General features: G+C 72.1%; 22 protein-coding genes and 1 pseudogene. 16 read left to right on the top strand and 7 right to left on the bottom strand.

The genetic code is table 11. The annotated features are described in order from the left end of the window. Positions 1-643: 643 nt before the first annotated feature. Positions 644-919: a hypothetical protein gene (locus A6A27_RS45465; protein ID WP_073839860.1), complete on the top strand. Its 276-nt coding sequence runs from the start codon at positions 644-646 to the stop codon at positions 917-919. A gap of 319 nt (positions 920-1,238) precedes the next feature. Here the strand turns inward: A6A27_RS45465 and A6A27_RS40010 are convergent, their stop codons facing one another. Together A6A27_RS40010 and A6A27_RS40005 are read right to left on the bottom strand one after the other, a co-directional pair. Further along, complete coding sequence (locus A6A27_RS40010) at positions 1,239-1,700, bottom strand: DUF2637 domain-containing protein (protein WP_073839859.1); 462 nt, start codon at positions 1,698-1,700, stop codon at positions 1,239-1,241. A 216-nt stretch (positions 1,701-1,916) separates the two neighbouring features. Further along, the gene (locus tag A6A27_RS40005; protein ID WP_083673245.1) at positions 1,917-2,165 is read right to left on the bottom strand and encodes a helix-turn-helix domain-containing protein; all 249 of its coding nucleotides are present in this window, start codon (positions 2,163-2,165) and stop codon (positions 1,917-1,919) included. A 91-nt stretch (positions 2,166-2,256) separates the two neighbouring features. On the opposite strand from A6A27_RS40005, the pseudogene A6A27_RS46675 reads away from it, so the two are divergent. The 3 genes and pseudogenes from A6A27_RS46675 to A6A27_RS39990 form a co-directional block, all read left to right on the top strand. After that, positions 2,257-2,501, top strand: a pseudogene (locus A6A27_RS46675) (hypothetical protein); the annotation flags it as partial. 132 nt (positions 2,502-2,633) lie between these two features. Then, positions 2,634-3,614 (top strand): DNA polymerase III subunit delta, encoded by a 981-nt coding sequence (gene holA, locus A6A27_RS39995; RefSeq protein WP_073839857.1) that lies wholly within the window; start codon positions 2,634-2,636, stop codon positions 3,612-3,614. Further along, positions 3,611-4,105 (top strand): hypothetical protein, encoded by a 495-nt coding sequence (locus tag A6A27_RS39990; RefSeq protein ID WP_241825693.1) that lies wholly within the window; start codon positions 3,611-3,613, stop codon positions 4,103-4,105. Before holA ends, A6A27_RS39990 begins: the two co-directional genes overlap by 4 nt. A gap of 289 nt (positions 4,106-4,394) precedes the next feature. On the opposite strand, the gene rpsT is transcribed toward A6A27_RS39990, so the two are convergent. Both rpsT and A6A27_RS39980 read right to left on the bottom strand, forming a co-directional pair. Further along, the gene (gene rpsT / locus A6A27_RS39985) at positions 4,395-4,661 is read right to left on the bottom strand and encodes a 30S ribosomal protein S20 (RefSeq protein ID WP_073839856.1); all 267 of its coding nucleotides are present in this window, start codon (positions 4,659-4,661) and stop codon (positions 4,395-4,397) included. Between the two features lie 113 nt (positions 4,662-4,774). After that, positions 4,775-5,752, bottom strand: coding sequence for an aminoglycoside phosphotransferase family protein (locus A6A27_RS39980; protein WP_241825692.1), 978 nt, complete (start codon positions 5,750-5,752; stop codon positions 4,775-4,777). A 57-nt stretch (positions 5,753-5,809) separates the two neighbouring features. Between A6A27_RS39980 and A6A27_RS46670 the strand changes: the two genes are divergently transcribed. The 8 genes from A6A27_RS46670 to A6A27_RS39940 all read left to right on the top strand — a co-directional run bounded on the left by A6A27_RS46670 (position 5,810) and on the right by A6A27_RS39940 (position 13,581). Continuing rightward, entirely contained in the window at positions 5,810-6,415 is a 606-nt protein-coding gene (locus tag A6A27_RS46670) for a DUF4240 domain-containing protein (protein WP_241825694.1), read from the top strand. Then, entirely contained in the window at positions 6,412-6,948 is a 537-nt protein-coding gene (locus tag A6A27_RS39970; protein ID WP_073839855.1) for a DUF4240 domain-containing protein, read from the top strand. The genes A6A27_RS46670 and A6A27_RS39970 overlap by 4 nt, the downstream gene beginning before the upstream one ends. A 93-nt stretch (positions 6,949-7,041) precedes the next feature. Next, positions 7,042-8,919, top strand: a complete 1,878-nt coding sequence (lepA, locus tag A6A27_RS39965) for a translation elongation factor 4 (protein ID WP_073839854.1) — start codon at positions 7,042-7,044, stop codon at positions 8,917-8,919. 307 nt (positions 8,920-9,226) lie between these two features. Beyond that, positions 9,227-9,508, top strand: a complete 282-nt coding sequence (locus A6A27_RS39960) for a GlsB/YeaQ/YmgE family stress response membrane protein (protein WP_073839853.1) — start codon at positions 9,227-9,229, stop codon at positions 9,506-9,508. A gap of 229 nt (positions 9,509-9,737) precedes the next feature. After that, positions 9,738-11,030 (top strand): sugar ABC transporter substrate-binding protein, encoded by a 1,293-nt coding sequence (locus tag A6A27_RS39955; protein WP_073839852.1) that lies wholly within the window; start codon positions 9,738-9,740, stop codon positions 11,028-11,030. Next, positions 11,027-12,010 (top strand): carbohydrate ABC transporter permease, encoded by a 984-nt coding sequence (locus A6A27_RS39950; RefSeq protein ID WP_073839851.1) that lies wholly within the window; start codon positions 11,027-11,029, stop codon positions 12,008-12,010. The genes A6A27_RS39955 and A6A27_RS39950 overlap by 4 nt, the downstream gene beginning before the upstream one ends. After that, positions 12,010-12,840, top strand: a complete 831-nt coding sequence (locus A6A27_RS39945; RefSeq protein WP_073839850.1) for a carbohydrate ABC transporter permease — start codon at positions 12,010-12,012, stop codon at positions 12,838-12,840. The genes A6A27_RS39950 and A6A27_RS39945 overlap by 1 nt, the downstream gene beginning before the upstream one ends. Positions 12,841-12,936: 96 nt before the next feature. Continuing rightward, the gene (locus A6A27_RS39940; protein ID WP_073839849.1) at positions 12,937-13,581 is read left to right on the top strand and encodes an MOSC domain-containing protein; all 645 of its coding nucleotides are present in this window, start codon (positions 12,937-12,939) and stop codon (positions 13,579-13,581) included. A gap of 44 nt (positions 13,582-13,625) precedes the next feature. Here the strand turns inward: A6A27_RS39940 and A6A27_RS39935 are convergent, their stop codons facing one another. Next, positions 13,626-14,492: a hypothetical protein gene (locus A6A27_RS39935; protein ID WP_198940664.1), complete on the bottom strand. Its 867-nt coding sequence runs from the start codon at positions 14,490-14,492 to the stop codon at positions 13,626-13,628. Between the two features lie 131 nt (positions 14,493-14,623). Beyond that, complete coding sequence (locus A6A27_RS39930) at positions 14,624-15,409, bottom strand: enoyl-CoA hydratase-related protein (RefSeq protein ID WP_073839861.1); 786 nt, start codon at positions 15,407-15,409, stop codon at positions 14,624-14,626. Between the two features lie 19 nt (positions 15,410-15,428). Between A6A27_RS39930 and hemW the strand changes: the two genes are divergently transcribed. Then, positions 15,429-16,652 carry a radical SAM family heme chaperone HemW gene (gene hemW / locus A6A27_RS39925; protein ID WP_198940663.1) on the top strand — a complete coding sequence of 408 codons (1,224 nt, stop codon included), beginning with the start codon at positions 15,429-15,431 and terminating at the stop codon, positions 16,650-16,652. 43 nt (positions 16,653-16,695) lie between these two features. On the opposite strand, the gene A6A27_RS39920 is transcribed toward hemW, so the two are convergent. Beyond that, the gene (locus A6A27_RS39920) at positions 16,696-17,334 is read right to left on the bottom strand and encodes a DUF4870 domain-containing protein (protein WP_083673243.1); all 639 of its coding nucleotides are present in this window, start codon (positions 17,332-17,334) and stop codon (positions 16,696-16,698) included. 259 nt (positions 17,335-17,593) lie between these two features. Between A6A27_RS39920 and hrcA the strand changes: the two genes are divergently transcribed. From hrcA to A6A27_RS39905, 3 genes are all read left to right on the top strand, one after another. Next, positions 17,594-18,616: a heat-inducible transcriptional repressor HrcA gene (gene hrcA, locus A6A27_RS39915; protein WP_073839846.1), complete on the top strand. Its 1,023-nt coding sequence runs from the start codon at positions 17,594-17,596 to the stop codon at positions 18,614-18,616. A gap of 73 nt (positions 18,617-18,689) precedes the next feature. Beyond that, positions 18,690-19,832: a molecular chaperone DnaJ gene (dnaJ, locus tag A6A27_RS39910; protein WP_198940665.1), complete on the top strand. Its 1,143-nt coding sequence runs from the start codon at positions 18,690-18,692 to the stop codon at positions 19,830-19,832. Position 19,833: 1 nt separating this feature from the next. Beyond that, complete coding sequence (locus tag A6A27_RS39905; RefSeq protein ID WP_073839844.1) at positions 19,834-20,568, top strand: 16S rRNA (uracil(1498)-N(3))-methyltransferase; 735 nt, start codon at positions 19,834-19,836, stop codon at positions 20,566-20,568. Positions 20,569-20,692: the final 124 nt, after the last annotated feature.

Raw genomic sequence — 20,692 nt, 5'->3', positions numbered from 1 at the left:
CTTCACCCGCCGCAACCCCGACCGACAACGCGAGCGGCTCATCAAACAACTCCACGGCCTGGGCTACAGCGTCACCCTGAACAAGGCCGCCTAGCCCGACTACGGTCGATTCTCTTCACAGCCCGACTACGGTCGATTCTCTTCACAGCCAGCGCCTTGGCCGCCTCTACCGTCTTCGGCTCCTGCGGCTTGTCGGCCTTGGCCTCGATAGAGGCGGCACCCGGGGCGGCGGGGGTGGTCGGCTTAGTGGTGTCCCCGTTGCCACAGCCAGCGGCGAGCAGGGCCAGCCCAAGGGCTCCAATGGCGATGATGGTCTTGCGCATTCGTGTGTCTCCTGTGAGGTGGTGCAGTGGTGCGAGCCGGTTGGCCAGCGTGCCCGCGAGCGGTCGCGAACCGTCGCCGCCCTCGTCGGGTCGCGGGCCATCATGGCAGGTAGGTACGACAGGTCAGCGGGCGGCGCGATACGTAGTGGTAGATGAGCCGGGACACGACCAGCCAACTCCCCCAGATGGAGGCCCAGCGTCGGCGGTGTGGGTTGTTCAATCCGTCGCTCCGTCCCTCGGCTCCTGGCCGATCGTTCGTCGCTGGTTGTCAACCCCGCTGGCACGATGAGCTGCCTGGGTTCAAGATCGAATGAGGAGCCATGAGCGACCAGCAGTACCCGCCGCATCCGGCCCAACCGCAGGGCCCGCAGGGCTACCCGCAGCAGGGGCACTACCCACCTCCGCCGCAGGGCCAGTACCCGCCGCCCGGCTACCCGCCCCAGGCGCCGCCGCAGCAGTGGAAGGTGGTGAAGACCGGCGGGACTCGTCACAGCATGCACGCGCTGATCTCGCTGTTCACCTGCGGCGCATGGCTGCCGGTGTGGTTCCTCGTGTGGCTGTTGACCAAGAAGCACAAGGTCGCCGTTCCGCGCTGATGGCCCACTGGCCCCTGCCCTGCCCTCCTCTCCCTGGGCAGGGGCCACCGGGAGTCAGTCACGCGGCCACCCCCGCAAGCTCAGGGGCGCGGCCGTTGACGGCTGTTGCCGCAGGCTGTGCCGGGGACGGCGAGCCAGCCGAACGGGTAGGCCGGTAAGGCTTCACGGTCGCGAGGGGACACCCCGGCAAGCTCAACGAGCCGGGCGTGAGTCGCGTTCGGCTCGGCAAGGTGAGCCGACATGATCCGGTCAGCCGACGTGAGCGAGCGGGGGACAGGCTTGTGGCTCGGCTCGCTGGTCCGCTTGACCGACTGAGCCCTCACCGGCTCGACCGGCTCGGCGGCAACCGGATCACGGGTCGGCTCAGGCTTGACCGTCGCGACCCTGACCGGCTGACCGGCTGACCGTCTGGCCCTCGACCAGCTTGCCCCGGCGAGACAGCACCTCGACGGCGAGCACCAACCGGCGGAACGGCGGCAACGGCGCGGGCAGTCCATGTCGGATGAGCCGAGGCGATTTTGGCAGCCAGCGCGGCAACGATGCCGAACGCGACAGCCAGCCGAGCGGACAGGCGAGGCTGCCGGCCGCTGCGCTTGTCATCCAGCATCGCCAGTGTGCCGACCAGGATCAGGCCGTCGATGCTCAGCGGGAGAACGGCTGCGACTGACTGCCGCTCGCCAGCCTCGGCGGCAACGCTGTAGATGTGCGTGAACGATGCGTACCCGGCGACCAGGGCTACCAGGCCGGTGGTCAGTCGGGAGGTGATGGCAGTGGTGTTCATCGGCCACCTGCCAGCGCCTCGCTGCGGCAGGGGATGCACCGGCCCGCAGGCTGACCAACGTGCCCCGGACGCTGGCACCGGTCGCCACCGGCAGTCATGGGTAGGGCAGCGCCTCGCCGCTCGACGTAGGCCGGAGCGGGGGGTGTGCACTCTCGCTGTCACCCCGGCTCGCCGGATCTGTCACCCCCGAGGGGGTCTCCGTCACCCCCTGGCCGGTCACCAGCCGGTAGACGCGGGTGGCGATGCCAGCGACCTGGACACGACCAGGCGACCGAGCTGCACCAGCTTGGCAAGGCAACGCTGCACCGTGCGCTCAGAGCAACCGGCGTACTCGGCGATCGTGGCGACTGATGGCCAGGCGTTGCCCTCGTGGTTGGCGTGAGCGGCGATGGCGATGGCTACGGCACGCTCGTTTTTTCCGAGATCACGGGTCGCGAGCAGGGCAAACTTCACAGCTGCACTCATGGGCGGCGGACCTCCGATGTCCGTCAGACCCCGGGACCAGCGTTCGCAGCGCTGCCCGGGGGTCGCTTGTTATGCCGGTACCCGCCGCGCTCATGCGTCGGCCTACCAGGATCCGGAGTTCCTGGCGGCGGTCCGGCCCGCTGTCGCCCTGGTGTGCGTGGGCGCGGACAACGACTACGGGCACCCCAACCCGGGCCTGCTGGACCGGCTCACCACCGGGCCGGCGCGCGGGTGCTGCGGACCGAGACGGACGGGGACGTCGCCGCAGTCCGGGACGGCTCCGGCCTCGCGGTGGTGGCCCGGGGCGTGGGGCCGGGAGGCCTGGGTGGCCGGTGACCCCTGGCGGATCGAAGCGGATTGTTGGGATAGCAGGCGGATCGACTCAAATGTCTGGATTCGCGCTGAGTGCAGGCTGTGCCGTCACAGTCACCGATGAGCAGGCACGATCCGGTCGGGGGCCGTGCGAATATGGGCGACGTGACCCCCGCCAGCCTGCCTCCTATTCTGCTCGTTCTCGGCGATGAGGAACTGCTCGCCACGCGAGCGGTCTCCGAAGCCGTCGCCCGGGCCCGCAGCGTCGACCCGGAGGTGGACGTCCGCGAGTACCAGGCCGGCTCCCTGACGGTGGGCGAGATCGCCGAGATGCTCAGCCCGTCGCTGTTCGGCGGCTGCCGAGTGCTCGTGCTCCGCTCCGGCCAGGACGCCCGCAAGGATCTGGTCACCGCGCTGCTGGCATACGCGAAGAATCCGGACCCGGACGTGCAGCTCGTGGTGTTGCACCTCGGTGGCGCGAAGGGGAAGGCGTTCGCCGACGGGCTGCGCGCGGCGGGCGCGACCGTGGTGCCCGCGGCGAAGCTCAAGGGGCACCGCGAGCGGGTGGCCTTCGTGCGGGACGAGATCCGCCGCAGCGGGGGCAGGTGCACCGAGGACGCGGCCGAGACGCTGATCGCCGCCGTCGGCACCGACCTGCGGGAGCTGGCGGCCGCCTGCGCCCAGCTCGTCGCCGACACCGACGGCCGGATCGGGGCGGACACGGTGGCCCGCTACTACCGGGGCCGGGTGGAGGTGACCGGCTTCACCGTCGCCGACGCGACCATGGTCGGTGACGTCCCGGCCGCCCTGGAGGCGTTGCGCTGGGCGCTGCACGTCGGTGTCGACCCGGTGCCGATCGCCGACGCGCTCGCCGACGGGGTCCGGACGGTGGCCCGGGTCGCCTCCGCCGGGCGGGGCAGCCCCTATCAGCTGGCCAGCAGCCTGGGCATGCCGGCGTGGAAGATCGAGCGGGCCCAGCGGCAGGGCCGGGGCTGGACCCCGGAGGGCCTGGTGGCGGCCATGCGGGCGGCCGCCGAGTGCAACGCGGCCGTCAAGGGCGGCTCCGACGACCGGGCGTACGCGCTGGAGCGGGCGGTCTTCTCGGTCGCCGCGGCCCGCCAGGGTGGCGCCCGGTGACCCGACCCGCCCGGTCCTGGGCGATGGTCCCGACCGACGCGGAGCGGTACCGCCCGCTCTACGCCCGGGTCCTCGGCCTGCGCTTCGTCAACCCGGGCGGGGTGCTCTGCTTCCTCTTCTTCGAGGGGGCGGTGGCGCTCGCCGTGCTGCTCGCCCTCGCCGAACTGGTCACCTGGTGGGCTGTGCTGGTGCTGCCCGCGGTGGTGGCGGTGATGGTGAAGCTCAACGACATGGTCGCCGAGGGGGTGATCCGCACCGCGGCCCAGGTGCCGGAGCAGGAACGGGACCGCTTCCGCCGGCAGATTGAACCGGTGGTCGGGCGGGCCAGCGTGCCGTCGACGGCCCGGGCGCTGCCCGGCGCGGCCCACCCGGGCGACCTGGCGCTGCGAGCGGCCCACCCCGGCGACCCGGCGCTGCGAGCGGCCTACCCCGGCGCCCCGCTGCTCCGCCCAGACGGGGCGGACCCCACCCGCCCCGACCCGTTCCGCTGACCAGCCCCCCGTCGCGCCGACCCGCCCCGACTCCACCGCCCCGCCGGCCGCAGGCATTCAGGCGAGGTTCGGGCAACTTCCCCGAACCTGCTGCCTCCCAGCATGGCGAAACGGCAGGTTCCCTGATGTTGCGTCCCGCTGAGGCGGCAGGCTTCCTGACTGTTGCCGGGTCGACCGAGACGGCGGCAGGTTCGGGTGAGATGGGCGGAAGGTAGCCGAGCCCCGGAAACGCAGACGACCGGAAGCCCGGGGCGGGTGCCCCGGGCTTCCGGTCGTCTGAAGGCGCTCGTCAGGCCGAGAACGAGGCGACGCGCTGGGCGATCGCCGACTTCCGGTTGGCCGCCTGGTTGGCGTGGATGACGCCCTTGCTGGCAGCCTTGTCCAGCTTGCGGGTGGCATCCCGCATCAGGGTGGAGGCCAGCTCGGTGTCGCCAGCCTCGGCAGCCTCGTGGAACTTCCGGATGGCGGTCTTCAGCGACGACTTGACCGACTTGTTACGCAGCCGGCGCTTCTCGTTCTGCCGGTTGCGCTTGATCTGGGACTTGATGTTCGCCACGCGACAGCCTCGTCTTGATAGCTCGGGTTGGTCTGCTTTCGCGCACGACGAGCATGCGTCATCGCCGCGCGAAAAGCCAGGTTACCAGGTCGGCCGGGACGAGCCAAAACGGCTCAGGTCCAGCCCCGCCGTGCGGCCAGCCAACCGAGTGCCTGCTCGCCGCTCCACCGCTGGTGGGCGCGGATGTGCGGGGAGGCGGTCGATGGCCCGGCGGCGGCGCCGGTCAGGAAGTATCCGGACAGCGCCGCGAGGGTCACGTCCAGCGCGTCGGCGGGGGCGTCGGCGGCCGCCGGGTGGGTGGCGAAGGCGACGTCCACCGCCAGGCCGCTGGCGTACCCGGTGATCAGCAGGCTGACCAGATCGAACCAGGCCGGCCCGTGACACAGCCAGGTCCAGTCGCAGAGCCACGCCCGGCCGCCCGGGTCGATCAGGAGGTTGTCCACCCGCAGGTCGCCGTGGACCAGCCCCCCGGTGGCGGCGTACCCGGGAAGGCGGGACTCCAGCGCGACCAGTTCCGGGAGCGGGGCCCAGGCCGGCAGCTCCGGCGCGGGCTCACGGCCGGCGGCCACCTCGCCCCACCAGAGGATGTCGTCCCGGGCCAGGTCGGCGAGGCGGGGCAGCCCGAGCGCCACCAGCTCCGCCGGCGGCTCGGCGAGCGCGGCGGCCACCTCGGCGTACGCGGCGAGGGCGGCGTCCAGCTCGGCCGGATCCCAGGGCAGCCGGGGGGTCCGCCCGTCGACGGCGTCCAGGGCGAGCGCGTACCAGCCGGCCTCGGTCAGCGCCCAGCGCGGGCGGGGGACCGGCAGCCCGGCGGGGAGCCGGGCCAGGATCGCGGCCTCGTGGAAGTACCAGTCGGCCAGTTGCCGCTGGGTGTCCAGCGCCGCCGCCTTGACGAAGGTCCGGCCGCCGTCGGGACCGGTGAGCACCGCGGCGAAGCCTCGGGTGAAGCCGGCGCCGGCCACCCGGACCGCCACCGGGGGCCCGCCGAGCCGGGCGGCCACCGCCTCCCGCAGCCCGGCCGGCAGCCCGGCCCAGTCGGGGCGGACGGCTGTCGCCTCGTACGGCACCGGGGGCAGCGAGATCGGTGGCACGTTCCCATGCTGCCGGACGGAGTGTCGTACCGCGCTGGCAGCATCCGGGCCGTGGAGATGGACGAGTTCTGGGCGCTGGTCGAGGCGTCCGCCGACGGCCCGCGGACGCCCGACGAGCGGCTGGCCTGGCTCACCGACCGGCTGGCCGGCCAGCCCGCCGCCGAGGTGGTCGACTTCGCGCTGCGGCTGGACGAGCTGCGGGGCCCGGTCGACACCTGGCGGCTCTGGGGCGCCGCCCTGCTCATCTTCGACGGATTCTGCTCCGACGACAGCTTCTTCTACTTCCAGACCTGGCTGATCGGCCGCGGTCGGGCGGCCTACCACCGGGTGCTGGCCGACCCGGACGCGCTCGCCAACCTGCCGGAGGTGCGCCGGCTCGCGGGCCGGCCGATGCGGGACTGGGCCGAGGACGAGCTGCCGGACTGGGAGTGCCTGGACTACGTGGCCGACGAGGCGTATGAGCGGATCACGGGCGAGGAGGAGGGCCTGGACGACGCGGTCGAGGCCCGCGGGCGGGAGCTGCGCTGCTCGCCGGAGCCGGCGGACGAGGCGTGGGACGTGCGGGAGTCGGCTGAGCTGGCCCACCGTTACCCGCGACTCGCCGCGCTGTTCCCGCTGCCCGGCCGGGGCCGGGGGGCGGTCTGGGAGACTGCCACGCCATGAGGACCGACGACTTCTGGCAGCTGATCGACCACGCCCGCACCGGCGGTGGGGGCGAGCCCGAAGCGGTCGCCGCCCGCGCGGTCGCCCTGCTCGGCGAGCGGGACCCGGCGGACATCGTCGGGTACGCCCACCACCAGCGGCGGGTGCTCGCCGCCTCCTACCGGGTCGACCTCTGGGGCGCGGCGTACCTGATCAACGGCGGGGCCTCCGACGACGGCTTCGAATACTTCCGGGGCTGGCTGATGACCCAGGGCCGGGCGGTCTTCGCCAAGGCCGTCGCCGACCCGGACTCCCTGGCCGAGCTGCCGCAGGTCCGGGCCGCCGCGCTCAGCGGCGAGGAGTTCGAGTGCGAGGACATGCTGGCGGTGCCCTGGGAGGCGTACCGGAAGGCGACCGCGACCGAGCTGCCGGCGGACCGTGACCCGGTGCCCGTGCCCGACCTGAACGACTTCTGGGACTTCGACGACGAGGAGGAGGCGCGGCGGCGGCTGCCCCGGCTCGCCGCCCTCTTCGTCGAGCCGCCGGAGGAGTGACGGGGGAGGACCGGCTTTCCCGGCGACGTGGGAGCATAGAGGGGGCCGGCGTCGCGCCGGCCCGCTCACGTCAGCCGACCAGAACGGACCGCTGTGCCACCGACGCTCGATCCCGGCGCGAACGCTCCTGGTGCCACCGACCCGGCGCGCATCAGGAACTTCTGCATCATCGCCCACATCGACCATGGGAAGTCGACCCTGGCCGACCGGATGCTGCAGCTCACCGGCGTGGTCGATCCGCGGCAGATGCGTGCCCAGTACCTCGACCGGATGGACATCGAGCGCGAGCGCGGCATCACCATCAAGAGCCAGGCCGTCCGCATGCCGTGGACCATCCGGGAGGGCGACCGGGCCGGCGAGACCGCCGTGCTCAACATGATCGACACCCCGGGCCACGTGGACTTCACCTACGAGGTGTCCCGCTCGCTGGCCGCCTGCGAGGGCGCGATCCTGCTGGTCGACGCCGCGCAGGGGATCGAGGCGCAGACCCTGGCCAACCTCTACCTGGCCCTCGAGAACGACCTGCACATCATCCCGGTGCTCAACAAGATCGACCTGCCGGCCGCCCAGCCGGAGAAGTACGCCGAGGAGCTGGCCCACCTGATCGGCGGCGACCCGGCGGACTGCATCAGGGTCTCCGGCAAGACGGGCGAGGGCGTGCCGCACCTGCTGGACGAGATCGTCCGGCAGTTCGTGCCGCCGGTCGGCGAGGCCAAGGCCCCGGCCCGCGCGATGATCTTCGACTCGGTGTACGACGTCTACCGGGGCGTGGTCACCTACGTCCGGGTGATCGACGGCCGGATCGAGGCCCGCGACCGGATCAAGATGATGTCCACCGGCGCCGTGCACGAGCTGCTGGAGATCGGCGTCATCTCGCCGGAGATGGTGAAGGCCGACGCGCTCGGCGTCGGCGAGGTGGGCTACCTGATCACCGGCGTGAAGGACGTGCGCCAGTCCCGGGTGGGTGACACGGTCACCATCAACACCCGGCCGGCGACCGAGGCGCTGGGTGGCTACAAGGACCCGAAGCCGATGGTCTACTCCGGCCTCTACCCGATCGACGGATCTGACTACCCCAACCTCCGTGAGGCGCTGGACAAGCTCAAGCTCAACGACGCGGCGCTGACGTACGAGCCGGAGACGTCGGGGGCGCTGGGCTTCGGCTTCCGCTGCGGCTTCCTCGGCCTGCTGCACCTGGAGATCATCCGGGAGCGGCTGGAGCGGGAGTTCAACCTCGACCTCATCTCCACCGCGCCGAACGTGGTCTACCGGGCCATCCAGGAGGACGGCGAGGAGGTGGTGGTCACCAACCCCAGCGAGTACCCGACCGGCAAGATCGCCGAGGTGTACGAGCCGACGGTGCGGGCCACCGTGCTCACCCCGAACGACTACGTCGGCGCGGTGATGGAGCTGTGCCAGGGCCGCCGGGGCAGCCTGCTCGGCATGGACTACCTGTCTGCCGACCGGGTGGAGCTGCGCTACACCCTCCCGCTAGCCGAGATCATCTTCGACTTCTTCGACCAGTTGAAGAGCCGCACCAAGGGGTACGCCTCGCTGGACTACGAGCCCTCGGGCGAGCAGGCGTCCGATCTGGTGAAGGTGGACATCCTGCTGCACGGCGAGCCGGTGGACGCGTTCAGCGCGATCGTGCACAAGGACAAGGCGTACAACTACGGCACGACGATCGCGGCCAAGTTGCGCAGCCTGATTCCGCGCCAGCAGTTCGAGGTGCCGATCCAGGCCGCCATCGGCAGTCGGGTGATCGCCCGGGAGACGATTCGCGCCATCCGTAAGGACGTGCTCGCGAAGTGCTACGGCGGTGACATCAGCCGTAAGCGCAAGCTGCTGGAGAAGCAGAAGGAAGGCAAGAAGCGGATGAAGATGGTCGGCCGGGTGGAGGTTCCGCAGGAGGCCTTCATCGCCGCCCTCTCCTCCGACTCCGGGGACGGCAAGCCCGCCGGCAAGAAGTAGGCCCTCGCCGTACGCCGACGCATTTCCGGCGCCCCGCCACGGTGACCCGTATCCGGGTCCCGCGGGCGGGGCGCCGGCCTTTTCGCGTACCCGGTTTCCGTCCCGCGGACGCCGCACCGTCCGATCGGGTCGGCACCCCACGCCACCTGCGCAATCGTCCCATCGGGAAACGGATCCGGGCCCGGGCATCGACCGGGTGCCATCGGTCGGGCGGCATATCGGTTTGGGTTTTCGGCCGGTCGGGAACTTAGCGGTCACGACAGACGACACACGACAACGTGTGGCAGATGTTAGGAGGAGAGCGACCATGACCGTCACCGGAATCATCACCGCGCTCATCGTCGGTCTGATCGTCGGCGCGCTGGGTCGCCTGGTCGTGCCGGGCCGCCAGAACATGCCGATCTGGCTGCACATGCTGATCGGCGTGGGCGCGGCGCTGCTCGGCACGGTGCTGGCCCGGGCCCTGGGCATCGCGACCGAGACCGCCGGCGTCGACTGGATGGAGTTGCTGGTCCAGGTGGTGCTGGCCGCGATCGCCGTGGCCCTGGTGGCCGGGATCGGTGGTCGGCGCAGCGTCTCGCGCTACTGACCCACACCCCCAACCCCCGAAAAACGCTGACGCGGGCGCCCGACCAGCTCGGGCGCCCGCTGGCGTGTCCGGCTTGACCTGCCCGGGCGTCGCCCCTGCCGCCGGAGCCGCGGGCTGCGATACCGTCGCCACGCCCCCGCCCGCACACTGCCCCCTGTCGTAAAGGAATTTTTCCTACTAAGGTGCGGCGGAGAAGGTTAGTGCCAAACGGCGCGAGGGAGATATAGGCGTGAACAGGTGGAAGCGGCTGGCGCCGGTCACCGCCATCGTGGCCTCGGCCGCGATGGTGCTCGCCGGTTGCGGTGGCTCCGGGGACGACGAGAAGGCCGCGGACAACAGCAAGCTGACGGTCTGGATGATGGGCGAGGGCGGCGACGCCCAGACCAAGTTCCTCGACAGCGTCGAGGCCGAGTTCAAGAAGAAGCACCCCGAGACCGACGTGGTGGTGCAGTACATCCCCTGGCTGGAGGCGCCGAAGAAGTTCCAGGCCGCCCTGGCCGGCGGTGAGGGACCGGACGTCACCGAGCTGGGCAACACCGAGACCCAGGGCTGGGCGGCCCAGGAGGCGCTCGCCGACGTCACCGACAAGTTCAACGCCTGGGCCGAAGGCAAGGACATCCTGCCCGACCTGGTGAAGAACGCCCAGCTCGACGGCAAGCAGTACGGCGTGCCGTGGTACGCCGGCGTACGCGCCGTCTACTACCGCACCGACTGGTTCGCCGAGGCCGGCGTACAGCCGCCGACGACCTGGGAGGAACTGGTCGCCGCCGCCAAGACGGTGCAGGCCAAGAAGCCGGGCAAGTACGGCATCGCCCTGCCGGGCAACTCGGAGCTGCCGTTCTACTCCTTCCTCTGGGCCGCTGGCGGGGAGATCGCCACCAAGCAGGGCGACACCTGGAAGTCCGGCTACAACACCCCGGAGGCGCAGCGGGCGGTCAAGTTCTGGACCGACCTGGTGACCGTGCACAAGGTCGCCCCGCCGGCCGCCGCTGGCTGGAACGAGGTCGACGCCCGGACCCAGTTCGCCACCGGCAACGCCGCCATGGCGTTCGCCGGTAGCTGGCAGGGCGGCGCGATGAAGAAGGACAACCCGGACATCGAGAAGGTGTGGGGCACGTTCCCCATCCCGGGTCCGGACGGCAAGCCGGCCCCGGCCTTCGCCGGCGGTTCCGACATCGCCCTGTGGAAGGACAGCAAGCGGCAGGCCCTGGCCTGGGACTACCTGACCGTGCTGCTGAGCAAGCAGAAGGACCAGGAGTTCGCCAGCAGCCTCGGCTTCTTCCCGGTCTACAAGGACCTCGTCGGCGGCGGCAACTACGCCAACGACAAGGTGATGGGGGCGTTCGCCACCGCCATGCAGAACACCAAGCTGACCCCGCTCACCCCGAAGTGGGTCGAGGTCAGCCGGACCAAGACGGTGACCCAGGCCATGAACAGCTCGGTCATCAAGGGCCAGAAGACGGTCGAGAAGGCCACCGCCGACGCGGCCACCGAGATGGAAAGCATCCTCAACGCCAAGTGACGACGCTGACCGAGACCACCGGGACGGGCGCCGCGCGGGAGACCCCCGCGCGGCGCCGCCGCCGGGTGGACCATCTCCCGTACCTGTTGCTCCTGCCCTGTCTGGCGGTCATCGCGGTACTGCTGCTCTGGCCGCTCGGTCAGGTCTTGATGATGTCCTTCTACAAGTTGGACAGTGTCCGACAGTTGCGGGGGGACCGCGAGTGGCCGTGGGTGGGCCTGGCCAACTACGCGCAGATCCTCGGCGATCCGTTCTTCCGTACGGTGCTGCGCAACACCGTGCTCTTCGCCGTGGTGACCGTGGTGCTCACGATGATCATCGGCACCCTGGTCGGGCTGCTGCTCAACCGCCTCGGCAAGAAGATGGCGACCTTCGTCGCCAGTTGCGTGATGCTCGCCTGGGCCACCCCGGCGCTGACCGGCACCATCGTCTGGAAGTGGATTTTCGACGACACCAGTGGCCTGGTCACCTGGCTGTTCAACAAGCTGCCGGACGGGCTCTCCACCACGCTCTTCGGGCGCAGTGACTGGACCGGCTACGGCTGGTTCAACGACCCGCTGCTGTTCTTCGCGATCCTGACCCTGGTGGTCGTCTGGCACTCGTTCCCGTTCATCGCGGTGAGCGTGCTGGCCGGGCTGAAGAGCGTGCCCAGCGAACTGCAGGAGGCGGCCCGGGTGGACGGGGCCGGGCCGTGGCGAGTCTTCTGGTCCGTCACCTTCCCGATGCTGCGCCCGGTCTTCGGCATCCTGGTGGTGCTCTCCACCATCTGGGACTTCAAGGTCTTCACCCAGCAGTTCGTGCTGGCCGGCGGCACCCAGGACCGGTCGACGTTCATGCTCTCGATCTACTCGTACGCGGAGGCGTTCTCGCCGCCGCCCAAGTACGGCCTCGGGTCGGCGATCGCGGTCATCCTCACCCTGATCCTGCTCGCGGTGACCGCCCTGTACGTCCGCATGGTGCTCCGGCAGGAGGACGAGTAGTGAAGAAGATCGCCCTCAACGGTGCCGGCCTGCTGGTCGCGCTCTTCGCGGCGTTCCCGGTCTACTGGATGGTCGCCACCTCGCTGAAGCCCAACCGGGAGATCTTCTCGGCGACCCCGCGTCCGGTGCCGGCCGAACCCACCCTGGAGCACTACCGGGAGATCCTCACCGGGAACCTGATCCCGGGCGTGACGTTCACCGACTTCTTCCTCAACAGCGCGCTGGTCGCGGTGGCGACCGTGCTGCTCAGCGGGCTGGTCGCGCTGCTCGCGGCGACCGCGGTGGCCCGGTTCCGGTTCCGGCTGCGGACCACCTTCCTGATCCTGCTGCTCGTGGTCCAGATGATCCCGCTGGAGGCGCTGGTCATCCCGTTGTTCCTGATGATCCAGCGGCTCGGGCTCTACAACACCCTGCCCAGCCTGATCCTCACGTACCTGGGCTTCTCGCTGCCGTTCGCGGTGTGGATGCTGCGCGGCTTCGTGGCGGCGGTGCCGAAGGAACTAGAGGAGGCGGCGGCGATCGACGGTGCCAGCCGGGCCCAGACCTTCCGTCGGATCCTCTTCCCGCTGGTCGCGCCCGGGCTCGTGGCGACCAGCATCTTCTCCTTCATCACCGCCTGGAACGAGCTGATCTTCGCGCTGACCTTCGTCAACGACCAGCACAAGTACACCCTGCCGGTGGCGATGACGTTCTTCTTCGGCCGGGACGACACCGCCTGGGGTTCGGTGATGGCCGCCTCCACACTGTTCACCCTGCCGGTGATCGTCTTCTTCCTGCTGGTGCAGCGCCGGATGGTCTCCGGCCTGGTCGCCGGGGCGGTCAAGGGCTGAGGTGCCCGGAACGGCCCCGGCTTGACGCGTCCCGTCGAGCAGGGGCCCGCTCGGCGCGGTTCCTGCGCCGGGAGTGGTGCCCGTAGGCTGACCGCCATGACGGGCAGGCTGGCGGCGGTGAACCTCGGCGTGGTGACCGAGGCGGAATGGGCGGGCGACCCGAGCGGCCGCAGCGGGATCGACAAGCGGCCGGTCGACGGCCCGGTGCTGGTCCGGTTCGACGGGGTCGCCGGCGACTTCATCGGCGAGCGGGCCCACCACGGCGGCCCCGACCAGGCGGTGTACGCGTACGCCGAGGAGGACGCCGGCTGGTGGGCCACCGAGCTGGGCCGGCCGCTGCGTCCGGGCGCCTTCGGTGAGAACCTCACCACGTACGCGGTGGACGTCACCGGGGCGGTCATCGGCGAGCGGTGGGCGGTCGGTTCCGCCCTGCTCGAGGTGACCAAGCCGCGCACCCCGTGCACCACGTTCGCCGGCTTCTGGGGCGTACCGGACCTGATCAAGCGGTTCACCGTCCGGGCCGCGCCCGGGGCGTACCTGCGGGTGCTGCGCGAGGGGGAGATCGGCGCGGGCGACCCGGTGGAGGTGGTGGAGCGCCCAGCGCACGGGGTGACCATCGGCGTGATGTTCCGGGCGACCACGCTGGAGCCCGAGCTGCTGCCCCGGCTGGCCGACGTGCCGGAGCTGCCCGAGCCGATCCGGGCGAAGGTCCTTCGCCGCCTCGGCGCCGCCGGCCGCTGACCGGCGTCGGCCCCCGGCTGGCGGCCGCGCTGCCCGGGCCCGGGTCACGTGGCGGCGAAGACCTCCGCCAGCACCTGGGTCGACGCGGCTCGGCTGCCCTTCACCTTGTCCCAGGTGCCGTGCTCGGCGGTCCACTCCAGGTCGCCGAAGCGGACCCGCTTCACCCCGTGGTCGTCGGCGTGGGAGACCAGCCAGTGGGCGTACCGCCAGCCGTTGCGGCTGTCCGCGGCCGGGACGGCGAACCCGGTCAGGTCGGTCGGTGCGGTGAGGCCGGACAGCCCCCAGTCCAGGGTCAGGCTCTCCACCAGGGCTGTCGCCGCGGCCGGCCCGCGCATCGTCGGTGTCAGCCCGACGGTGCAGGCCACCGCGGCGGTCGCGTCGCCGAGCAGCGCGCGGGTGAGGACCTCCGACTCGTCGGCCCACTTCTGGTACGCCTCGGGGTAGGCCGACCGCTGCACCCGCTGCGCGGCCTCGGTGACCCGCATCTCCTCCCAGCCCCGGACCTTCTTCAGCGCGGCATAGAACTTGTTCGCCGCGTAGCGCGGGTCCTGGACCTGCTCGGGGGTGCCCCAGCCCTGGCTCGGGCGCTGCTGGAACAGGCCCAGCGAGTCCCGGTCGCCGTGCGCGATGTTGCGCAGGTGCGACTCCTGGTACGCGGTCGCCAGCGCCACCACCACGGCCCGCTCAGGCATCCGCCGCTGCACCCCGATCGCCGCGATCGTGGCCGCGTTGGCCATCTGCTCGGCGCTGAGCACCACCCGCCCGTCGGCCTGCACGGTGCAGGTCCGGCTGGCCATCGGCAGGCGGAGGTGCTGCCCGAACTGCTTCGTGACGAACCAGACGCCGAGCAGGGCGACGACCGCCACCACCACACCGCCTGCCACGACTGCAACTCGAGTTCGCACCCGCACCCCCTGTCCCGACAGTCCGACAAGCGTACGTCCCGCGCCGCACCAACCGGGTCGTCCGACCGGTTGTCTCCCGTTCCGTCACCGCCCCGCCACCGACCGCGTCCGGCCCCACGTGCGGAGGCCCGTCGGCCTCAGTCTCCGGTGGGCACCCAGGCGGCGGGCCGCTTCTCCCGGAACGCGGCCACGCCCTCCCGGCCCTCGGCCGAGAGGAAGTACCCGGTGGACACCGTGGCCAACTCGGCGATCTCCGTGCGCAGGTCGGTCGCCGCCGGCCGGCGCAGCAGCTCCTTGGTGCCGGCGAGGGCGTTCGGCGCCCCCTTCACCAACGAGGCGCAGTAGCGTGCCACCGTGGCGTCCAGGTCGTCCGCCGGCACCGCGGCGGTGACCAGGCCGATCTCGGCGGCCCGCGGGCCGTCGAAGGTGTCGCCGGTCAGGTACAGCTCGGCGGCGGCCCGGGGGTGCAGCCGCGGCAGCACGGTCGCCGAGATCACCGCCGGGATCACCCCGATCCGGACCTCGGTGAAGGCGAAGGTCGCCGCCTCGGCGCAGACCGCCAGGTCAGCCGCGGCGATCAGCCCCAGCCCGCCCGCCCGCGCCGGCCCGGCCACCTTCGCCAGCACCGGCTTCGGGCACTCCCGGACCGCCACCAGCACGTCGCCCAGCATCCCGGCCGGCACCGTCCCGCTGGCGTACGCGGCGGCGGTCTCCTTGAGGTCCGCCCCGGAGCAGAAGACCGGCCCGGTGTGATCCAGCACGATCACCCGGACCGCGTCGTCGACGACCGCCGCGGCGAGCCCGGCCAGCAGCTCGGTCATCAGCGGGGTGGAGAGCGCGTTGCGGTTGTGCGGGCTGTCCAGGGTGAGGGTGGTCACCCCACGGGCCGTGGCGACCCGCACGAGATCGTCCGGAGAGGTCATGCCGGGCACACTAGTGGCCATGCCCGGCGTCCTTCCAGAAGGCGAATCCGTTCCGCGTGACGGATCGCTGCCCGCTGCCGCCCGCCGCGCCGTCGGCGCCCGCGGCTTCGGGGTGTACGTGCACGTCCCGTTCTGCGCCAGCCGGTGCGGTTACTGCGACTTCAACACGTACACGGCGGCCGAACTGGGCGGCGGGGCCAGCCGGGAGAGCTACACCGACACGGTCCTGGCCGAGCTGGCCCTCGCCGGCCGGGTGCTGGGCGACAGCCCGCCGCCCCGGGTGGACACCGTCTTCGTGGGCGGCGGCACGCCCACCCTGCTCCCCGCCGACGACCTGGCCCGGATCCTCGACGGCATCGACCGCACCTGGGGGCTGGCCGCCGACGTCGAGGTGACCACCGAGGCCAACCCCGAGTCGGTCACCCCGGAGTCGCTCAAGGCGCTGCGGGCGGCCGGCTACACCCGGATCTCGCTCGGCATGCAGTCCGCCGCACCCGGGGTGCTGGCCGTCCTCGACCGGCGGCACAGCGCCGGCCGGGCCACCGCCGCCGCCCGGGAGGCGCGGGACGCCGGATTCGACCACGTGAACCTGGACCTGATCTACGGCACGCCGGGGGAGACCGCCGAGGACTTCGCCGCCTCGCTGGAGCAGGTGGTGGCCGCGGGTGTGGACCACGTCAGCGCGTACGCCCTGATCGTGGAGGACGGCACCCGGCTGGCTGCGCGGATGCGCCGCGGCGAACTGCCGTACCCGAGCGACGACGTGGCGGCGGACCGCTACCTGGCCGCCGAGGCCGCCCTCCACGCGGCCGGCTTCTCCTGGTACGAGGTCTCCAACTGGGCGCGCTCCGCGGCGGCCCGGTGCCGGCACAACCTGCTCTACTGGACCGGTGCCGACTGGTGGGGCCTCGGCCCGGGGGCGCACAGCCACGTCGGCGGCGTGCGCTGGTGGAACGTCAAGCACCCCACCGCGTACGCGCAGCGCCTGGCCGCCGGGGAGTCGCCCGGCCTGGCCCGGGAGGTGCTCACCCGGGACGAGGCGCACATGGAGGACGTGATGCTGCGGCTGCGGCTCGCCGCCGGCCTGCCGCTGGACGTGCTGGACCCGGCCGGCCGGGCCAGCGCCGAGCGGGCGCTGGCCGACGGCCTGCTGGCCCCCGACGCGTACGCGGCCGGCCGGGCCGCGCTGACCCTGCGCGGCCGGTTGCTGGCCGACGCGGTGGTCCGCGACCTGCTGCCCTGAGCGATGCCGGACCCGGCCGACCCGGAGGCCGGCCGGGTCAGGGTCACTTGATCAGGCTGAGGCTCATCGGATACTGGTAGAGCTGGCCCTCGTTGGCCTTGACCCCGGCGAGGATGCCGAACACCACCCCGAGGATGACGGCTGCGCCGACGCCGAGGAAGCCGATCAGGATGCAGCTCAGGATCCAGCCGACCAGGCCCACGATCGACCAGAGCAGCTGGAAGTTGAGCGCCGCGACCGCGTGCTGGCGCACGGTCGGGGACTGGTTGCCCCGGGCCAGCATCGAGACCAGCGGCGGGAGCCAACCCAGCACACCGGCGCTGATGAACATCGCCGCCGCGCCGCCGAAGTGCGCGACCAGGGCCCAGGTCTTGTCTTCGTTGTTGGCGTAGCCGGCGGGCGGCCCGTACCCGCCGCCGGTCGGGTAGCCGGCGCCGGGCGCGGCGTGGCCGCCCGGCGGAGGATATCCGCCCGGAGGTGGGTAGCCACCCGACGGCGGCTGGCCGCCGGAGGGCGGCGGATAGCCACCGGGCGGGGGATAGTCGCCCCCCGCCGGTGCGCCGGACAGTGGTGCGGTGGGGGGCTCGTCCGCCGACGAGCCGAACGGTGCCGACGGCGGGGTCGTCTCCGGCGGCTGGGCGCCGGAGTCCCCCGCTCCCGGAGGGCGAGGAGGTTCAGTCATGGACGTCACGGTAGGTCCCGTTGGCAAGGGCGCGCCAGGGGGAGATCGCCCGGGATGTCCGGCTGTTCGGCCCAGGGGCCGTGACTGCGTGGCGGCCCGCACCGGGGGTCCGTCGCTGATCATCGCGTGGGCGGGCACGCCGACGTAGACTGGCACTCGCTACAGTCGAGTGCCAGACGCTCAGTCGGCACCGCGTGCCGCTGATCCAATCGGGTGGCGACGCGCGCCGGCGGGCCGAGGCGCGTCAGGAGGTGGGGAGATGGGTCTCGACGACCGCAAGCTCGCCGTGCTGCGCGCGATCGTCGAGGACTACGTCGCCACGCAGGAGCCCGTGGGCAGCAAGGCCCTGGTCGAGCGGCACCAGCTGGGCGTCTCCCCGGCCACGGTCCGCAACGACATGGCGGTGCTGGAGGAGGAGGGCTACATCCGGCAGCCGCACACCAGCGCCGGCCGGGTGCCCACCGACCGCGGCTACCGGCTCTTCGTCGACCGGCTCTCCCGGGTCAAGCCGCTCAGCCCCGCCGAGCGCCGGGCCATCGAGCGCTTCCTGGTCGGCGCGGTCGACCTGGACGACGTGGTGCACCGCACGGTCCGGCTGCTGGCCCAGCTCACCCGGCAGGTCGCCGTGGTGCAGTATCCGAGCCTGGCCCGCTCCAAGGTGCGCCACCTGGAACTGGTGCCGATCTCCACCACCCGGCTGATGGTGGTCATGATCGCCGACACCGGGCGGGTCGAGCAGCGACTGGTCGAGCTGCCCGGGCCGATCCCCGCCGACGACGTCACCGACCTGCGCCGGCTGGTCAACGAGAAGTTGGTCGGCACCCTGCTGGCGGACACCCCGCCGCTGGTCCAGGCGCTGGTGGACGAATCCTCGCCGCAGCTGCGCCCGGCCATGGCCACGCTCTCCAGCGTGCTGTTGGAGACGCTGGTCGAGCGGCACGAGGAGCGCATCGCGCTGGCCGGCACCGCCAACCTCACCCGGGGTGGTCTGCTGGACTTCCAGGGTTCGCTGCGCCCCATCCTCGAGGCGCTCGAGGAGGAGGTCGTGCTGCTCAAGCTCATCGGTGAGGCCGAGCCGAGCACCACCCGGGTGCTGATCGGCGACGAGAACGAGATCGACAACCTGCGCGCCGCCTCCGTGGTCAGCACCGGCTACGGCCCCGGCAGCACCATCGTCGGTGGACTCGGCGTGCTCGGACCGACCCGGATGGACTACCCCGGCACCATCGCCACGGTGCGGGCCGTGGCACGCTACGTGGGCGATCTGCTGGCCCAGAACTGACCAGTCAGGGCCGCCGGCCGGCGAGTGGCCGACGACCGCGCAACGCGAGACGAACATGAGGACACGGAACGCAGTGGCCAGGGACTACTACGGCATTCTCGGCGTGAGTCGGGACGCCTCCGACGACGAGATCAAGCGCGCCTACCGCAAGCTGGCGCGGCAGTTCCATCCGGACGTCAATCCGGATCCGGAGGCACAGGAGAAGTTCAAGGACATCAACGCCGCGTACGAGGTCCTCTCGGACGACCGGAAACGGCAGATCGTCGACCTGGGCGGCGACCCGCTCGCGCCCGGCGGTGGGGGCGCGGGTCCGGGCGGTCCGGGCGGCGCCGGCCCGTTCGTCGGGTTCCAGGACATCATGGACGCGTTCTTCGGTGGGGCGGCCGGCGGCAGCCGGGGGCCGCGCCCGCGTACCCGGCCGGGCGCCGACGCGATCCTGCGGCTGGAGCTGGACCTGCACGAGACCGCGTTCGGTGTCGAGGCCCCGATCACCGTCGACACCGCGGTGCTCTGCACCACCTGCTCCGGCGCGGGCACCGCGGCCGGCACCCACCTGGCCACCTGCGAGGCGTGCGGCGGCCGGGGTGAGGTGCAGTCGGTGCAGCGGACCTTCCTCGGCCAGGTGGTCTCCGCCCGGCCGTGCACGGTCTGCCAGGGCTACGGCACCACCATCCCGCACCCCTGCCCGACCTGCGCCGGCGACGGCCGGGTGCGGACCCGCCGCTCGCTGACCGTCAAGATCCCGGCGGGGGTCGAGGACGGCATGCGGATCCGGCTGGCCCAGCAGGGCGAGGTCGGCCCCGGCGGCGGCACCGCCGGCGACCTCTATGTGGAGATCCACGAGCGGCCGCACGACGTCTACTCCCGCAAGGGCGACGACCTGCACTGCCGGGTCACCGTGCCGATGACCGCCGCCGCGCTCGGCACCCGGCTGACCATCAAGACGCTGGACAGCGAGGAGACGGTGGACGTCAAGTCCGGCACCCAGCCGGGCAGCACGCTGCGGCTGCGCGCCCGGGGCGTACCGCACCTGCGCGGCACCGGCCGGGGTGACCTCTACGTCCACCTCGACGTGCGCACCCCGACCAAGCTCGACGCCGAGCAGGAGCGGATGCTGCGTGAGTTCGCCAAGACCCGCGGCGAGGAAGTCGCCGAGCTGACCAAGCAGGGCGGCTTCTTCTCCCGGATGCGCGACGCCTTCAACGGGCACGCCTGAGGTGTCGGCGCCGCTGTTTCTGGTCGAGGCGCTGCCCACCGGTGACACGCTGACGCTCGACGGCCCGGAGGGGCACCACGCCGCCACCGTGCAGCGGCTGCGGGTCGGCGAGGAGCTGCTGCTCGCCGACGGCCGGGGCGGCACCGCCGCCGCGGTGGTCACCGCCGTCGGCCGGGGCACCCTCGACCTGGCGGTCACCTCCCGGGGGTACGTCGACGCGTCCGTCCCCCGGCTCGTGGTGGTGCAGGGCATCGCCAAGGGCGACCGGGGCGAGCTGGCCGTGCAGGCGATGACCGAGGTCGGGGTGGACGAGATCGTGCCCTGGGCGGCGTCCCGCTCGGTCGTGCAGTGGCGCGGCGACCGGGGCGTACGGGCCCGGGAGAAGTGGGCGGCCACGGTCCGGGAGGCGGCCAAGCAGGCCCGCCGCGCCTGGCTGCCGATCGTGGCCGGTACGCCCGACGAGTCGACCCCGACGGTGGCTCGGCGGATCGCCGGGGCGGCCGCCGCGTTCGTGCTGCACGAGGAGGCCGAGGAGCGGCTGGCCGCCGCCGAGCTGCCGGAGACCGGCGAGATCGTGCTGGTGGTCGGCCCGGAGGGCGGCATCGCCCCGGCCGAGCTGTCCGCCTTCCGCGAGGCCGGCGCGCGTACCGTCCGGCTCGGCCCTGCGGTGCTGCGCACGTCGACGGCCGGCGTGGCCGCGCTGAGCGTCCTCTCCGCCCGCCTGGGCCGCTGGTAACCCCGCTTGCCGTGCCCTCGTCGACGTCAGGTCCACCCCGGCGTGTCGGGGACACCGGGCACATGCCTTGGGGGTGGTATGTCTCAGAGGAGCCTCGAAGGATGAGAATCGGGGTGGGGTCGGC

The organism is Micromonospora sp. CB01531, assembly GCF_001905095.1.
Classification (GTDB): domain Bacteria; phylum Actinomycetota; class Actinomycetes; order Mycobacteriales; family Micromonosporaceae; genus Micromonospora.
The sequence above is the reverse complement of the archived record's forward strand: the minus strand, read 5'-3'. Positions and strand labels throughout refer to the sequence as shown.

What these genes read in the sequence shown, in the direction of transcription:
- A6A27_RS46670 (WP_241825694.1), top strand. Translation starts at nt 5,810, where the DNA reads ATGGACGAGTTCTGGGCGCTGGTCGAGGCGTCCGCCGACGGCCCGCGG.
- A6A27_RS39930 (WP_073839861.1), bottom strand. Translation starts at nt 15,409, where the DNA reads ATGACCTCTCCGGACGATCTCGTGCGGGTCGCCACGGCCCGTGGGGTG.
- A6A27_RS39920 (WP_083673243.1), bottom strand. Translation starts at nt 17,334, where the DNA reads ATGACTGAACCTCCTCGCCCTCCGGGAGCGGGGGACTCCGGCGCCCAG.
- A6A27_RS40005 (WP_083673245.1), bottom strand. Translation starts at nt 2,165, where the DNA reads ATGAGTGCAGCTGTGAAGTTTGCCCTGCTCGCGACCCGTGATCTCGGA.
- A6A27_RS39940 (WP_073839849.1), top strand. Translation starts at nt 12,937, where the DNA reads ATGACGGGCAGGCTGGCGGCGGTGAACCTCGGCGTGGTGACCGAGGCG.
- A6A27_RS45465 (WP_073839860.1), top strand. Translation starts at nt 644, where the DNA reads ATGAGCGACCAGCAGTACCCGCCGCATCCGGCCCAACCGCAGGGCCCG.
- holA (WP_073839857.1), top strand. Translation starts at nt 2,634, where the DNA reads ATGGGCGACGTGACCCCCGCCAGCCTGCCTCCTATTCTGCTCGTTCTC.
- hrcA (WP_073839846.1), top strand. Translation starts at nt 17,594, where the DNA reads ATGGGTCTCGACGACCGCAAGCTCGCCGTGCTGCGCGCGATCGTCGAG.
- hemW (WP_198940663.1), top strand. Translation starts at nt 15,429, where the DNA reads ATGCCCGGCGTCCTTCCAGAAGGCGAATCCGTTCCGCGTGACGGATCG.
- A6A27_RS39970 (WP_073839855.1), top strand. Translation starts at nt 6,412, where the DNA reads ATGAGGACCGACGACTTCTGGCAGCTGATCGACCACGCCCGCACCGGC.
- A6A27_RS40010 (WP_073839859.1), bottom strand. Translation starts at nt 1,700, where the DNA reads ATGAACACCACTGCCATCACCTCCCGACTGACCACCGGCCTGGTAGCC.
- A6A27_RS39960 (WP_073839853.1), top strand. Translation starts at nt 9,227, where the DNA reads ATGACCGTCACCGGAATCATCACCGCGCTCATCGTCGGTCTGATCGTC.